This window comes from Amycolatopsis sp. NPDC051128, assembly GCF_040682715.1.
GTDB lineage: Bacteria > Actinomycetota > Actinomycetes > Mycobacteriales > Pseudonocardiaceae > Amycolatopsis.
The window spans coordinates 71,640-85,461 of sequence record NZ_JBFBBN010000033.1; the positions used below are offsets into that span (position 1 = coordinate 71,640).

The following is a 13,822-nucleotide window of genomic DNA, read 5'->3' on the forward strand; positions in this document are numbered from 1 at the left end:
GGTGGGCCGGGCGGAAGCAGGGCTTATCGTCACCGGATGAGCAAGTCCACGTACGTGGTCGGCGACGTCCACGGCCACCGTGACGAGCTGGCCGAAGCCCTGAGAGCCGAAGGCCTGCTCGACGACGAGGACACCTGGTCCGGGGGCGAAGACCAGCTGTGGTTCCTCGGCGACTTCGTCGACCGCGGCCCCGACGGCGTCGGCGCGATCGACCTGGTCATGCGGCTCGAGGAGCAGGCCGCCGAGGCCGGTGGCCAGGTGCAGACGCTGCTGGGCAACCACGAGATCCTCGCGTTGGGGATGTACCACTTCGGCGACGAGCCGGTGCCGTCCGACTTCGGCCCGCGCAGCTTCGCCCGCAGCTGGGAGATCAACGGCGGCCTGCTGTCCGACCAGGACCGGCTGACCCCCGAGCACATCGAGTGGCTGACCGCGCGCCCGCTGGCCGCGCTCGCCGCCGACCACCTGTTGCTGCACTCCGACACCCTCGAGTACCTCGACTGGGGCGACACGGTCGACGGGATCAACGAGGCGGCGGGCGAGATCCTGGCGGGTTCGGACATCGAGGCGTGGTGGGACGTCTGGCGCCGCATGACGACGCGCTACGCGTTCCGCGGGCCCGACGGCGAGGACAACGCGCAGAAGCTGATGGACGCCCTCGGGGGGACCCGCATCGTGCACGGGCACAGCGTCATCGCGGACCAGCTGGGCATCCACCCGATGCAGATCGAAGGGCCGTACCTGTACGCGGGCGGCAAGGCACTGGGCGTCGACGGCGGCCTGTTCGTCGGGGGGCCGTGCCTGGTGGTGAAGCTGCCGTACGACCCGCGGTCGTGATCAGCCGATCTCGACGATCTCCTTGCCGAGCGGCATCAGCGACACCGGGATCATCTTGAAGTTCGCGATGCCGAGCGGGATGCCGATGATCGTGACGCACAGCGCGATGCCGGTGAAGACGTGCCCGATGGCCAGCCACAGCCCGGCGAAGACGAACCAGATGACGTTGCCGAGGCAGGACGCGGCACCGGCGTCGCGCCGGTCGACGACCGTGCGTCCGAACGGCCAGAGCGCGTAGCGCGCGATCCGGAACGACGCCAGCCCGAACGGGATCGTGACGATCAGGACGCAGCAGATCACGCCGGCGAGCAGGTAGCCCAGCGCCATCCAGAAGCCGCACAGGACGAGCCAGATGATGTTCAGCAGGGTGCGCATCAGACGTGCAGCTCCCCACTCACGACCGTGACGGCCTGGCCGGCGAGGTGGACCCGGTCGCCGTCCTGGCGGGTCCGGACGATCCCGCCGCGCTGGGACACCTGCGCGCCGGTGAGTTCTTCGCGCCCCAGTTTTCCGGACCAGTAAGGCGACAGGATGCAGTGCGCCGAGCCGGTGACGGGGTCTTCGTCGATGCCGACGCCCGGCGCGAAGAAGCGGCTGACGTAGTCGACGTCGTCACCCTTCGCGGTGACGAGAAGCCGTCCGTTCCAGGTCTCCTTCAGCTTCCCGAGGTCGGGTCGGAGCGTCCGGACGGCCTTGGCGTCGGGGAGGACGGCGAAGAGGTTCTCGATGCCGCGCCCGGTGTACTCGATCTCGGCGCCCGGGAGAATTTCGGACAGATCGTCTTCGGTCCGGGTGGGCGGGTCGGACGGGAAGTCCAGCTCGACCCAGCCGTCTTGGGCCCTGGCCCGCAGCTCGCCGCTTTTCGTGGTGTAGGTCTGCTCGCCGCCGAGGACGTGGGTGGTCGCGACGGTCGCGTGGCCGCACAGCGCGACCTCGACCTCGGGGGTGAACCACCTGAGCGACTTGGGGCCACTGCCGGAGGTGACGACGAAGGCGGTCTCGGCGTGCTTCATCTCGGCGGCGACGGACTGCATCCAGCTCGGGTCGGCGGGCTCGTCCAGCAGGACGACCCCGGCGGAGTTCCCGGTGAACGCCTGGTCGGTGAAGGCGTCGACGATGAAGAAGCGCATACCTTCAATGTAGCCACGACGTGGGCGCCGCGGTGGCGGACGATCTTCGAATGGGGGAGATCTAAGGGGTTTCCCCGATGGTCGGCCGGACGATCTTCTCGCCGTCCGGGCCGTGCTCCGGCTTGAGGCCGAAGACGTCGTCCTCGACCGCGAACTTGTTCTTGTGCTCCTGGTCGTCTTCCTTCTTCTTGCCCGCCCCAGCGGGGGCGCCCGCGGCCCCGCCCGCCCCCGCTTTGCCCTTGGCGGCCGCGGCCGCGGTGGCGCCACGCTCGAGCCGTTCGGCGCCCTTGCCCGTTCCCGAAGCCTTGCCTTCGCCAGGGGTTTCCTTGGGGCCGCCGGTGTAGCCGCCCCCGGACACCCGCGACCCGGCGAACCCGGTCCCGGCGCGCCCGGACCCGGTGCCGGGCTTGCCGCGGGTGGTGTCCCCGCCGGTGTTGGCCGCCCCGGGCGTCCCGGGCGGCCCGGTCATGGCGAGCCCGTCGGGAGTCAGCCGGGTGAAGGTACTCGCGGCGGGCGTGGGGCGGAAGTTCGTGTTGCCGGCGAAGTTGCCGGTGCCGCCACCAGTCGTGGCCCCGGGCGGGATGGCGGGCGGCGACGGAGCCGCCCCGGGCGGCGGGGTGGTCCCCGGCGGCAGGTAGGTCCCGCTCGTCCCGCCGGGGCCGGTGCCTCCGATGCCGGGGGTGCCGCTGAAGCCGCTGGTGCCGCTGGTTCCGTGGAACCCGGAGACGGAGGTGGAGTCACCCTGGCCCAGCTGCGGCGGCGGCGCGTAGGTGGGCTGGCTGCTGGCGGTCTCGTGGTAGGTGGAGTCGAGGTTCTGGAGGACCTGAACGGCCTGCTGGTGCGCGGCGTCGGCCTGCTGCTGCTTGGCCTGGATGCCGGTCATGGTCGAGTTCATGCCGATGAGGTCACCGGAGTTGTACTGCTGCTTCGCCTTGTCCATCTCGGCTTGCTGGTCGAAGCCGGTGGGCTCGGGCATGTTCGTCTTGGCGTAATGAGCGGCGGCCGACTGCTGGGAGTAGTGGTTGGAGACCAGCTGCATCGCGTTGCCGGTTTGTTCGGTGTGCCCCGCGGTGCTCTGGAAGAAGTTGTTCGCCTGGTCGGCCGCGGGGCCCTGCCAGGAACCTCCCGACGCGGTGGCGGCGTCGCGAAACTGGTTCGAGGCGTCGGCCAGCCAGTTGCCGTAGACGTTGGCCACGCGGCTGCGATTGTTGATGCCCTCGATGTCGAGGTCTTTGTGCACCATGTCGTACAGCACCTCATGCGGGCTGTTCGCATAGTTTTCGCCGGGAGCCGGGGAGTCGCCCCGCAGGGTTTGTCCCTCTTGCAGGAGCTTCCCTTGCGCGACAGAGTAGTCCGACGCCGCTTTCTGGGTTACCTGCTGGGCGTTGCCGTGGCCTTGGAGCTTCTGTTCGGTGGCCGCGTAGTAGTCACCCTCGGACTGGCGATGCTGCGCCCGGTGCGGCTGACTCATGGCTGGACTCCGTCTCAGTTCTTCGGCAGTAGTGGCTCGACTTTCGCGGCGATGTCTTCGACGAGTTGGCAGGCCTTCGCGGTGTCCGTGCCCGAGGCGAGCAGGAGGAAAACACGGGAGCTGGGCTTCACTTCCAGCCACACGTTGCACTGCCCGCGCGAATTCAACGGTTCGCGTTCTTCGACCGCAGGGCGCCCGTTGACGTTTCCTTCACTCGCCTGACTGGGGTTGCCGACGTTCTCCTTGTAGCCGCGACCGGCCTGGAAAGAGAGCCCCACGTCCACGCCCGGTGTATTGCCGGAGGTGGGTTTGGTGGAGCGGCAGCTGTTCTTCGTGTCCGCGACCATCGGCTCCGCTTGGGGAAAACCCTGCCCGGTCAGGACTTGGTCGAGGACCGAGCACGGACTCAGGCCTGAAAAAGGGTTGTCCGGGTCGGTACTCGTGGCGGGAGCGGTCGTTCCTGTCACCGGCGAACTGGGGGCCGCTTGGCCGCCGACCTGACTCGTGCATGCGGTCAGGGCGAGGGCCAGCGTGACGAACGCGACCGAAGCGCGGCGTGCGGTCACTGCCCCTGCAGCCCCTTGTTGAGCTGGGTGAACGTCATGCTGTGGGCATCCTCGGTTTCGCGGTAGTTCTTGCGCGCGATCACCATCGCTTCGCGAGCCTGCTCGATGCCGTCACGCATCCGGATCAGGTTGGGGATCAGCGACTGCTCGTCGCCGTCGGCCACCTTCACGTTGAAGGCGGCGACAGCCTTGGCGAATTCGCTGCCGCCCATCTTGGCCTGAGAGGACAGCTGGCTGACGTCGCCGATCATCCGGTTGTAGCCGTCGAGGAAGAAGTCACAAGCCTTGATGTAGGCCTGGAATCCCTCTTCGTTCACCGCGAACTGACCGTTCTCGGCGAGTGACTTCAGGTGGCTGCCACCCTCGCTGACCCGCTTCGCGGCCGCGGAGTCCACGGGGGCATCGGCGAAGGTAGCGAGGAAGTTGGCCGCGGCGTCCCCGGCCGCTGGTGGAGGTGTGAACGATCCTGGTGCGCCGAACTGCGAACCGCCCATGACGCCCTCCCCGTCGTCCCGGCACCACCCTGAGTGGTCCCCCTGCACTGTACTAGTGACAAACCGGGGGTGTCAGTGGTTCCTGCCTCCCTCGTGCAGCCAGCTCCGTAGGTGAGAACCATTCGAAGGGGTGAATCGCACCCGCGACTGGCCGCCGGGGAGAGGCTCGCTGAACATCAGGAAACGGCCGCCCTCGTTGTCGACGAACGTGGCTGTTCCGATGGGGTGAAGGGCGCCTTGGCCGTGGCGGGCCGACAGCTCGAAGGTGCCGTAGCGGTGCAGTGGCCAGCGGGAGAACTCGGCGGCGGCCTCGGCGTCCCGCGAAGACGGCGGAGCGACGAACGTCAGCTCGGCCAGCGGCACCGGCGGGTACTCCGGCAGCATGCCGACCACCAGGTCGACCAGGCGGTCCGGCCGCGACTGGGCGAACAGGATCTCCTCGCCCGCCAGCTCCGAGAACACCCCGAGCCCGTGACCGATCGCCGCCCGGTAGAACACCTGGCGGCCCTCTTCCGCCGCCCGGACGATGATCAGCACGTCCGGGTGGGTCCACGCCCGGAGCGTCTGCTCGACCTCGATGTCCAGTTTGTCCGGGCCGGCCAGCCCCCGGGCCCGCAGGGACTCCCACGACTCCGCCGCGACGCGGTCGTGCTCCTCGATGGTGCGGCCCGGGCTGCGGATCTCGAAGGGGTGCCAGTTCGCCGGGAGGCCGGTGCGCCGGACCGCGACGTCGACCTCGGCCAGGCCCAGTGAGAATTCCTCCGGCACGTCCCCGAGCGTAGCGGAACCACCACCCCGCGCTCGGATTTCGCGCGGGCGGAAACCTTTCCGGGAGCAGCGGCAACTTGCGGGCAGAACCGAAGACGTCAAGGAGAGCTGCGATGAGGAAGACCGAGTCCGCCGGTGGCCGGCACGTGCACCGGAGCGGCGGCCCCGTGCCGCCCAGGCGCGGACGCCACCGCGGGCGCTGGACGGCGATCGCCCTGGCAGTGGGCGTGCCGGCGCTCGTCGGTCCCTACCTGTATTTCACCCGGGACGACGCGGCGGCGGTGGCGGTGGACACCGCCGCCTACTACCAGCTCGTCTCCGTGCGCAGCGGCAACGCGCTGGACGTGGCCGGGGCGGACCACGCGGACGGCGTCCGGATCCAGGAGGAGAAGCGCGCCACCGGTGCCGCGAGCCAGCAGTGGCAGGTGAAGTTCGTCGAGGGCGGGTTTTGCCGGCTGGTCAACCACAACAGCGGGAAGGTGCTGGGCGTGCGGAAAGCCGCCACGGCGCCGGCCGACGTCGAACAGCAGTCGGACACCGGTGCCGCCGACCAGCAGTGGAAGCTCACTGATGTCGGGGGCGGGATGGTCAAGATCGTCTCGCGCGGCTCGGGCCTGGTCCTGGGCGTGAAGGACGGCGCCGACGGCGCGGTCGTGCCGTCCGCCGACCGCGGTGGCACCGACCAGCAGTGGAAGCTGGCGAAGGCGGACACCCCCGCCAAGCTCTCGACCTCCGCGAGGGCCGTCACGCCCGAGCCGTCCGCCACCGCGTCCGCCCCGCCACCCGCCGCGGCGGCCGATCCGAGCGGTTACACGTGGCGCAACGCCCAGATCGTGGGCGGCGGCTTCGTCACCGGCTTCGTCTTCAACCCCGGCCGCAAGGGCCTGCTCTACGCGCGTACCGACATGGGCGGCGCGTACCGCTGGGACGGCCCGGCCGGCCGGTGGATCCCGCTGACCGACTGGGCGGCGGACTGGAACCTGCTGGGCATCGAGAGCGTGGCGACCGATCCGGTCGACCCCGACCGGGTCTACCTCGCGACCGGCACCTACACCAACGACTGGGCGGGCAACGGCTCGATCCTGCGTTCGACCGACCAGGGCAAGACGTTCCAGCGCACCGATCTGCCGTTCAAGCTCGGCAGCAACGAGGACGGCCGGTCGATGGGCGAGCGGCTCGCGATCGACCCCGCCGACCATCGCACGCTGTACCTGGGCACGCGCGACAACGGGCTGTGGCGCAGCACCGACTACGGCGTGACGTGGAACCAGGTCGGCGCGTTCCCGGTCAAGGACGGCGCGAGCAGCGGAGCCGGCCTGTCCTTCGTGACCTTCGGCCCGGCCGGCAGCCGGACGATCTACGTGGGCGCCGCCGACAAGACCACCTCGCTGTACCGCTCCACCGACGGCGGCGGCACCTGGCAGGCCGTGCCCGGTCAGCCCGCCGGGCAGTTGCCCCAGCACGGTGTCCTGTCCGGTGACGGCTCGCTGTACGTGACGTACACCGACGCCCTCGGCCCGAACGGGGTCACGGCCGGTTCGGTGTGGAAGCACACGCCGTCCAGCAGGGCTTGGCAGGACGTTTCGCCGATCCCCGGGCGCGGCTTCGGCTACGCCGGGCTGGCGGTGGATCCGCAGCACCCGGCCACGGTGATGGTCACCACCCTCGACCGCTGGTGGCCTTCGGACGAGCTCTACCGGTCCACCGACGGCGGTGGCGCCTGGAAGGCCATCGGGGCCACGTCCGTCCGGGACGCTTCCGCCGCGCCGTACGTCGGCACCAGCGTCGGCCACTGGATGGGCGCGCTGGCCCTCGATCCCTTCGACTCGGGGCACGTCCTGTACGGCACCGGATCGGGGCTGTGGGCGAGCAACGACGTGACCGCGGCGGACCGCGGCGGCGCCGCGCACTGGGCGGTCCGTGCCGAGGGGCTGGAGGAGACCGCGGTCCTCGGCCTGGTCGCGCCGCCCGGCGGCAAGCTGATCAGCGCACTCGGCGACATCGGCGGGTTCCGCCACGACCACTTGGACAAGGTGCCGGCCGGGGCCTCGTCCGGACCCCGCTTCAGCAACACGACCGGCATCGACTTCGCGCAGGCCAAGCCGAACATCGTGGTCCGCGTCGGCTACAGCGGCGAAGCGCGCGGTGCCTACTCGACGGACGGCGGCGTCACCTGGGCGCCGTTCGCCGGGGCTCCGGTGAGCGCCGCGGGCGGCGGCACCGTGGCGATCTCGGCCGACGGCGGCGCCGTCGTGTGGACCGCGTCGGGGCAGGTGCCCGCCGTCTCCACCGACCGCGGCGCGACGTGGACGGCGTCGTCCGGCCTGCCCAAGGGCACGGCGGTGGTGGCCGACCGCGTCGCGGCGGGCACCTTCTACGCGCTCAGTGGCGGCACTTTGTTCGCCAGCGTGGACGGCGGCCGGAGCTTCACCGCGCGGGCCAAGGGCCTCGCCGGGGACCGGCTCGTGGCTGCTCCGGGCACTGCCGGCGATCTGTGGATCACCGGCAGCGGCGGGCTCTGGCACGCCACCGACGGCGGGGTGAGCTTCGGCAAGCTGCGGGGCGTGCAGGGGTCCAGCGCCGTCGGCTTCGGCAAGGCCGCTCCCGGCGCCGGATATCCCGCCGTCTACCTGACAGGTACGGTCGACGGCGTCACCGGCGTCTTCCGCTCGATCGACGGTGGCGCCGCCTTCACGAGGATCAACGACGACCGGCACCAGTACGGCGGCAACCTGGGCACCATCACCGGTGACCCCGCGGTGTACGGCCGGGTCTACGTGGGCACCAACGGCCGTGGCGTGGTGTACGGCGACTTGTCCTGAGCAGAGGCCATGAGGCCATGGGAGAAAGAGGCAGCCGAGACACATGCGCCTCGATGACACGTCGGCGGAGTTCCACGAGTTCTTCGAACGGCACTACGCCGGGCTGGCCCGGTTCTCCTTTCTGCTCACCGGAGAGACGGACGCGGCCGACGACCTCGCCGCCGACGCCCTGATCGCCCTGTGGCAGCGCTGGGACCGGCTGCGTAAGGCCGAACACCCCTTGGCGTACGCCCGTGGGGTGGTCGCGAACCTGGCACGGGAACGGATCCGCGGCGCGACGCGCGAGCGCCGCCGGATCTCCCTGTTCTGGTCGCAGGGTTCGCAGCAGGAGCGGACTCCCGACGTGGCCGCGGTGGTGGACGTGCGGGCGGCCTTGAGCCGCTTGCCCTTCGGCAAGCGGGCCTGCGTCATCCTCAGGCACGCCTTCGACCTGTCGGAGAAGGACACCGCGCGGGCGCTGGGCATCTCGGTCGGTGCGGTGAAGAGCCAGACCTCGAAGGGGCTGGCCGAGCTGGAACGTCTGCTCGGTGTCCGGGCGACCGGGGACCTGGCGGCGGAGAGGGGAAGCCGGTGAACGACGAGATCGGCAGGCGGCTGCGTGAAGCCGCCGGAGCACACCAGCCCGACCACGACCGGATGCTGGCCCGCGTGCACCGCGGTATGGCCGGCGCCACGGTCCGCTACCGGGCACCGAGGGCCGCGCGGTCCTGGCCCAAGGTGGCGCTGGCCGGCTCCGCCGCGGCGGGCATCCTGGCCGTCGCCGGTCTCGCCGTCGCCGGAGTCATGCCGGTCGCGCCGGCGCGACCGGACAGCGGGACAACGCTCACCGTCCCGAGCCCGAGTGCGACGCCCAGCTCCACTCCCTCCGCTCGTCCCACCGGCGGTTCGGTCCCGCCGCCGGCACCGGAGCATCCGGGCCGGACGACCACCCGCCCGTCGTCGGCCGACGCGAATCCGGCCGCACCGGCCGGCAGCCGGGTTTCGGACGGGCCGTTGTCGGCGCAGGGATACGTCGATCCGCACAGCACCGTCTTCTGGGCGCAGAGCACGCTCACCGTCGACGTCGCCCAGCCGCTGACCGCGCTCACCGTGGAAGTGCGCATCGCGCAGACCGGCGGCGTGCAGAGCACCGGCCAATGGCAGACCAGGCCTGGCGACGACTTCACCACCACCGCGCAGGAGAGCGACGGCGCGGTGGTCTACCGCTGGGAGCTCAAGCCGGGCAGAACCGTGCCGGCCGGTCAACACCTCTTCGCCGTCCAGTACAACCACGCGGCCGGCACGCGCGACGCCGATCCGGACGGCTACGCCCTGCAAGCCACCTCGGCCGACGGCGCGCACGCGATCCAAGGCCGCTTCACCCGGGCGAAATGACCACCACCCGGGTAAGTCGCCACGAGCGGCTTCCCTTCCTAGACTCGGCCCAGGTCACCGTCGACTTCGGGAGGCACCATGCCTGACGCGCCCGCCCTGCCGAGCTACGCTTCGGGAATTTCGGAAGCCCCGCTGCTCGGGGACACCATCGGCGACAACTTCGACCGGACGGTGGCGGCGTTCGGTGACCGCGACGCGCTGGTCGACCGGGCCGCCGGGCGGCGGTGGACCTACCGCGAGCTGGCCGCCGAGGTGGACGCGCTGGCGCTCGGCCTGGTTTCGCAGGGCCTCGGCAAGGGCGACCGCGTCGGGATCTGGTCGCCGAACCGGGCGGAGTGGACGTTCCTGCAGTACGCGACGGCGAAGATCGGCGCGATCCTGGTCAACATCAATCCCGCCTACCGGTCGCACGAGCTGGAGTACGTGCTCAACCAGGCCGGGATCCGGCTGCTGGTCGCGTCGGACCGGTTCAAGACGTCCGACTACCCCGCGATGGTCGACGAGGTGCGGGAGAAGTGCGCGGGGCTGGAGCACGTCGTGGTGCTCGGCGGCGAGGACTGGCAGGCGCTGATGGACGCGGGCCGGCGGGGCGACCCGGGGCGGCTGGCGCACCTGCAGGCCGGGCTGTCGGCCGACGACCCGATCAACATCCAGTACACCTCGGGCACGACCGGCTTCCCGAAGGGCGCCACCCTCAGCCACCACAACATCCTCAACAACGGCTACTTCGTCGGCGAGCTGTGCAACTACACCGAATACGACAAGGTGTGCATCCCGGTGCCCTTCTACCACTGCTTCGGCATGGTGATGGGCAACCTGGCGTCCACCAGCCACGGCTCCTGCATGGTGATCCCGGCGCCGGCGTTCGACCCGAAGGCCACGCTCGAAGCCGTCGCCGCCGAGCAGTGCACCTCGCTCTACGGCGTGCCGACGATGTTCATCGCCGAGCTCAACCACCCGGACTTCGCGAGCTTCGACCTGTCGTCGCTGCGGACCGGCATCATGGCGGGCTCGCCGTGCCCCGTGGAGGTGATGAAGCAGGTCATCGACCGGATGGGGATGACGGAGGTGTCGATCTGCTACGGCATGACCGAGACGTCGCCGGTGTCGACGCAGACCCGGTCGGACGACTCGGTCGAGCGCCGCGTGTCGACCGTCGGGCGGGTCGGGCCGCATCTGGAGGTCAAGGTCGTCGACCCGGAAACCGGGCTGACGATGCCGCGCGGCGCGCCGGGCGAGCTGTGCACGCGCGGGTACTCGGTGATGCTCGGGTACTGGGAGCAACCGGACAAGACGGCGGAGGCGATCGACGCCGCGCGCTGGATGCACACCGGCGACCTGGCGGTCATGGACGACGACGGCTACGTCAACATCACCGGCCGCATCAAGGACATGGTCATCCGCGGCGGCGAGAACCTCTACCCGCGTGAGATCGAGGAGTTCCTCTACACCCACCCGGACGTCCTCGACGCGCAGGTCATCGGCGTCCCGGACGAGAAGTACGGCGAAGAGCTGATGGCCTGGATCAGGATGCGGGAAGGCGCGGAACCGCTCACCGCGGAGAAGGTGCGCGAGTTCTGCGCCGGCAAGCTGGCGCGCCACAAGATCCCGCGGTACGTGCACGTCGTCGACGAGTTCCCGATGACGGTGACCGGCAAGGTCCGCAAGGTCGAGATGCGCGAGAAGTCGATCAGCCTGCTGGGCCTGGAGCAGGCAGCCGCGGCGAAGCACGCCTAAACCCCAGGGACAGTCGGGCGCTGCTCCTCCCAAAAGCCGTGAATGTCGCATTGAGGGACTTCAAGTCCCTCAATGCGACATTCACGGCTTACGTCGCGACCGCCGCGGCGGCTTCCGCGATCGCCTTCGCGTCTTCTTCGCCGAAGGTCTCTTCCAGCTGCTCCGGCGAGTAGTCGACGTCGATCTGCTCCACCGGCATCCCGCGGGCCGACTCGATCGCGCCCAGCCGGCGCCGCGCCCGGTCCGCCGCGTACTGGACGATCTCCTGCGGGTCGTTGTCGAACGGCAGTTCCTCGAACTGGTCCTGCACCCACTGGATCATGTTGAGCGCGTGCGGCAGCAGCTCACCCATCCGCTGCTGCACCGCGTCCCACAGGGAGTCGTCCGCGGCGACGTGCCGACGGCAGGTGAACGTGCCCCACGCCATGTGGCGGCGCTCGTCGTCGCCGATGCGGCGGACGAGTTCCTGCATGCCCGGCAGGATGTCGTGCTGGGTGCAGATCAGCTGCCACGAGTAGTAGCCGGTCAGCGCGAGGCTGCCCTCGATCACGTGGTTGTACGTCACGCTCGCGCGGATCTGGTTGAGCGGGCTGGGATCGTCTTCCAGTGCCCGCAGCGATCGCGGGAGTTCCTCGTAGAACAGCTTGCGGTAGTGGGGGTTCTCGGCGACGAACGGGTGGAGGTCCCCGGTCAGCCCGACGGCGTCCATCCAGCGGCGGAACACTTCCGTGTGTTTCGCTTCCTCGAAGCAGAACTGCGTCAGGTACATCTCGTCGCCGAACCGGCCGGTCGCCGACATCGCCCGCATGAACGGCTGGATGTCCTCGGTGACGGCTTCTTCGCCGGCGATGAACTGCGCGACCAGGTACGTCGTCGAGCGTTGCTGTTCCGGGTTGAGCGTGTCCCAGCCTTCGCGTTCCTTGCTGAAGTCGATGTCCGCCGGGTTCCAGAACTTCTTGTTGCCCTTGACGAACAGCCGCAGCGGGAAGGAGTCCCAGTTCAGCCCGCCCTTGCGCAGGGAGGAGAAGCCAGTCCTGAGTTCCGGGAGCGTGTCGGTCATCGTTTCACTCCATTGTGGACGAATTGGCGGATGGCGGGTTCCATGACCGCGGTGACGGCATCGGCCGCCTCCGCTGCCGAGTGAGTGGAAAGCACAAGGTGCGACAGGGAAAGGCGCACGACGGTCTCCGCGAGCAAGGCCGCGGCTTCGGTGGACAGCCCCGGTTCGAACTCGCGGTACTGCTCGGCGGCGAGGTCCGCGGCCGCGGTGAGGATCGGCTCGCCCCTGGTCGTGAGCAGCGGCAGCAGGTCTTCGCCCGCTTCGGTGCCGAGCGCCGCCGCGACCAGGCGGTTCTCCCGCGCGTGCTCGATCGTGTAGACGACGGCTTCGTGGATGCCGGCCAGGAGCCCGTCCGCCGTTTGGAACCGCTGCCGGATCCCGTCCAGGAACTCCGACGCGGTGCGCAGCGCCACCGCCTGGGTCAGCGCCGCCTTGTTGCCGAACTCGTTGTAGACGGTCTGCCTGCTCACCCCGGCCCTGGCCGCGACGTCGGCCATCCGCAGCCCCGCATGGCCGCGGTCCGGCAGCAGGTCGGCGGCGGCGTCGAGCAGTGCTTCGCGCAGGGACGCCTTCGTCCGCTCGGTGAAGCTGGTCACACTTTCACCTTGACACAGATCGTCCTGTTGTCAAGGCGCTGTACACATTCGGTTCGCACGTAAATTTGTCGGCGGTGGCGGCTACGGTGCTGGGTGTGGGAATCACCGTGGGGTTCGACCTCGACATGACACTGATCGACGCGCGGCCGGGCATGGCCGCGGCGATGAACGCGCTCGGCGTCGAATCCGGCCTGCCGCTGGACGGCGAGGCGTTCGCGGCGAACCTCGGGCCGCCGCTGGACGACATCCTGCGCGGCTTCGAGGCGCCCGAGGAACGCATCCCCGGGCTCGTCGACCGGTTCCGCGCGATGTACCCCGAGGTGGTCGTGCCGAGCGCGATCGCGCTGCCGGGCGCGGTCGAGTCGCTGCGCGCGGTGCGGGCCGCCGGCGGGCGCACCCTCGTCGTCACCGGGAAGTACGGGCCCAACGCGCAGCTGCACGTCGACGCGCTCGGCCTGGAGGTCGACGAAGTCGTCGGCGAGCTGTGGTCGACGCAGAAGGCCGAAGCGCTCTTGGCGCACGACGCGCGCGTGTATGTCGGAGATCACGCCGGCGACGTCCGGGGCGCGCTCGCCGCCGGGGCGATCCCGGTCGGCGTCACGACGGGTCCGTGCGACCGCACCCTGCTGCTGAGCGAGGGCGCCGAAGTGGTGTTCGAATCGCTGACGGAGTTCCCGGACTGGTTCGAGCGGACCTTCGAGGCCGTACCCTAATTCTTGGCCCGTGCCTCGCGGACCAGCGCGATCAGGCCCAGCAGCAGCCCCAGCGGGGTGACGACACCGGCGCCGACGGACAGCCAGATCGGCAGGTTCTCCAGGCCGGCGGCGAACATGATGAACACCGTCAGCACGGCGAGCATGCCGATGCCGAACAAGCCGATGCCGATACGCATCAGGAACGGTTTGCCCGGGGTGGTCATGGCGGCCTCCTTCGTCACGGTCGTCATGACGCAGAGGGTATCCGCAGC

The 13,822-nt window shown here is 70.0% G+C and carries 15 protein-coding genes; 6 read left to right on the plus strand and 9 right to left on the minus strand.

Annotation, left to right across the window (positions count from 1 at the left end):
- Nucleotides 1-36 precede the first annotated feature (36 nt).
- Nucleotides 37-837 (plus strand): metallophosphoesterase, encoded by an 801-nt coding sequence (locus AB0M82_RS29165; protein ID WP_364728345.1) that lies wholly within the window; start codon nucleotides 37-39, stop codon nucleotides 835-837.
- On the opposite strand, the gene AB0M82_RS29170 is transcribed toward AB0M82_RS29165, so the two are convergent.
- From AB0M82_RS29170 to AB0M82_RS29195, 6 genes are all read right to left on the minus strand, one after another.
- A complete protein-coding gene (locus AB0M82_RS29170) occupies nucleotides 838-1,212 on the minus strand; it encodes a YccF domain-containing protein (RefSeq protein WP_364728347.1) in 375 nt (124 codons plus the stop codon). It abuts the gene before it with no gap.
- On the minus strand, nucleotides 1,212-1,967 hold the full coding sequence (locus AB0M82_RS29175; RefSeq protein ID WP_364728349.1) for a PhzF family phenazine biosynthesis protein: 756 nt from the start codon (nucleotides 1,965-1,967) through the stop codon (nucleotides 1,212-1,214). Before AB0M82_RS29175 ends, AB0M82_RS29170 begins: the two co-directional genes overlap by 1 nt.
- A gap of 61 nt (nucleotides 1,968-2,028) precedes the next feature.
- Complete coding sequence (locus tag AB0M82_RS29180) at nucleotides 2,029-3,438, minus strand: hypothetical protein (protein ID WP_364728351.1); 1,410 nt, start codon at nucleotides 3,436-3,438, stop codon at nucleotides 2,029-2,031.
- 14 nt (nucleotides 3,439-3,452) lie between these two features.
- Entirely contained in the window at nucleotides 3,453-4,004 is a 552-nt protein-coding gene (locus AB0M82_RS29185) for a DUF3558 family protein (RefSeq protein WP_364728354.1), read from the minus strand.
- Nucleotides 4,001-4,498, minus strand: a complete 498-nt coding sequence (locus AB0M82_RS29190; protein ID WP_364728357.1) for a hypothetical protein — start codon at nucleotides 4,496-4,498, stop codon at nucleotides 4,001-4,003. The genes AB0M82_RS29185 and AB0M82_RS29190 overlap by 4 nt, the downstream gene beginning before the upstream one ends.
- Before the next feature lie 72 nt (nucleotides 4,499-4,570).
- The gene (locus AB0M82_RS29195; RefSeq protein WP_364728359.1) at nucleotides 4,571-5,266 is read right to left on the minus strand and encodes an ESX secretion-associated protein EspG; all 696 of its coding nucleotides are present in this window, start codon (nucleotides 5,264-5,266) and stop codon (nucleotides 4,571-4,573) included.
- A gap of 113 nt (nucleotides 5,267-5,379) precedes the next feature.
- Here AB0M82_RS29195 and AB0M82_RS29200 point away from each other — a divergent pair, with 113 nt between their 5' ends.
- The 4 genes from AB0M82_RS29200 to AB0M82_RS29215 all read left to right on the plus strand — a co-directional run bounded on the left by AB0M82_RS29200 (nucleotide 5,380) and on the right by AB0M82_RS29215 (nucleotide 11,199).
- Nucleotides 5,380-8,088 (plus strand): RICIN domain-containing protein, encoded by a 2,709-nt coding sequence (locus AB0M82_RS29200; RefSeq protein WP_364728361.1) that lies wholly within the window; start codon nucleotides 5,380-5,382, stop codon nucleotides 8,086-8,088.
- 43 nt (nucleotides 8,089-8,131) lie between these two features.
- A complete protein-coding gene (locus tag AB0M82_RS29205) occupies nucleotides 8,132-8,662 on the plus strand; it encodes a SigE family RNA polymerase sigma factor (RefSeq protein WP_364728363.1) in 531 nt (176 codons plus the stop codon).
- Entirely contained in the window at nucleotides 8,659-9,462 is an 804-nt protein-coding gene (locus tag AB0M82_RS29210; protein WP_364728366.1) for a hypothetical protein, read from the plus strand. The genes AB0M82_RS29205 and AB0M82_RS29210 overlap by 4 nt, the downstream gene beginning before the upstream one ends.
- Before the next feature lie 78 nt (nucleotides 9,463-9,540).
- Nucleotides 9,541-11,199: an AMP-binding protein gene (locus AB0M82_RS29215; RefSeq protein WP_364728368.1), complete on the plus strand. Its 1,659-nt coding sequence runs from the start codon at nucleotides 9,541-9,543 to the stop codon at nucleotides 11,197-11,199.
- A gap of 88 nt (nucleotides 11,200-11,287) precedes the next feature.
- Here AB0M82_RS29215 and AB0M82_RS29220 read toward each other — a convergent pair whose 3' ends face one another.
- The gene (locus AB0M82_RS29220) at nucleotides 11,288-12,259 is read right to left on the minus strand and encodes a R2-like ligand-binding oxidase (RefSeq protein ID WP_364728370.1); all 972 of its coding nucleotides are present in this window, start codon (nucleotides 12,257-12,259) and stop codon (nucleotides 11,288-11,290) included.
- On the minus strand, nucleotides 12,256-12,855 hold the full coding sequence (locus tag AB0M82_RS29225) for a TetR family transcriptional regulator (RefSeq protein ID WP_364728372.1): 600 nt from the start codon (nucleotides 12,853-12,855) through the stop codon (nucleotides 12,256-12,258). The genes AB0M82_RS29220 and AB0M82_RS29225 overlap by 4 nt, the downstream gene beginning before the upstream one ends.
- Nucleotides 12,856-12,950: 95 nt before the next feature.
- Here AB0M82_RS29225 and AB0M82_RS29230 point away from each other — a divergent pair, with 95 nt between their 5' ends.
- On the plus strand, nucleotides 12,951-13,568 hold the full coding sequence (locus AB0M82_RS29230) for an HAD family hydrolase (protein ID WP_364728375.1): 618 nt from the start codon (nucleotides 12,951-12,953) through the stop codon (nucleotides 13,566-13,568).
- Here the strand turns inward: AB0M82_RS29230 and AB0M82_RS29235 are convergent.
- Nucleotides 13,565-13,801, minus strand: a complete 237-nt coding sequence (locus AB0M82_RS29235; RefSeq protein ID WP_364728378.1) for a hypothetical protein — start codon at nucleotides 13,799-13,801, stop codon at nucleotides 13,565-13,567. The two genes, AB0M82_RS29230 and AB0M82_RS29235, sit on opposite strands and share 4 nt — an antisense overlap.
- Nucleotides 13,802-13,822 lie beyond the last annotated feature (21 nt).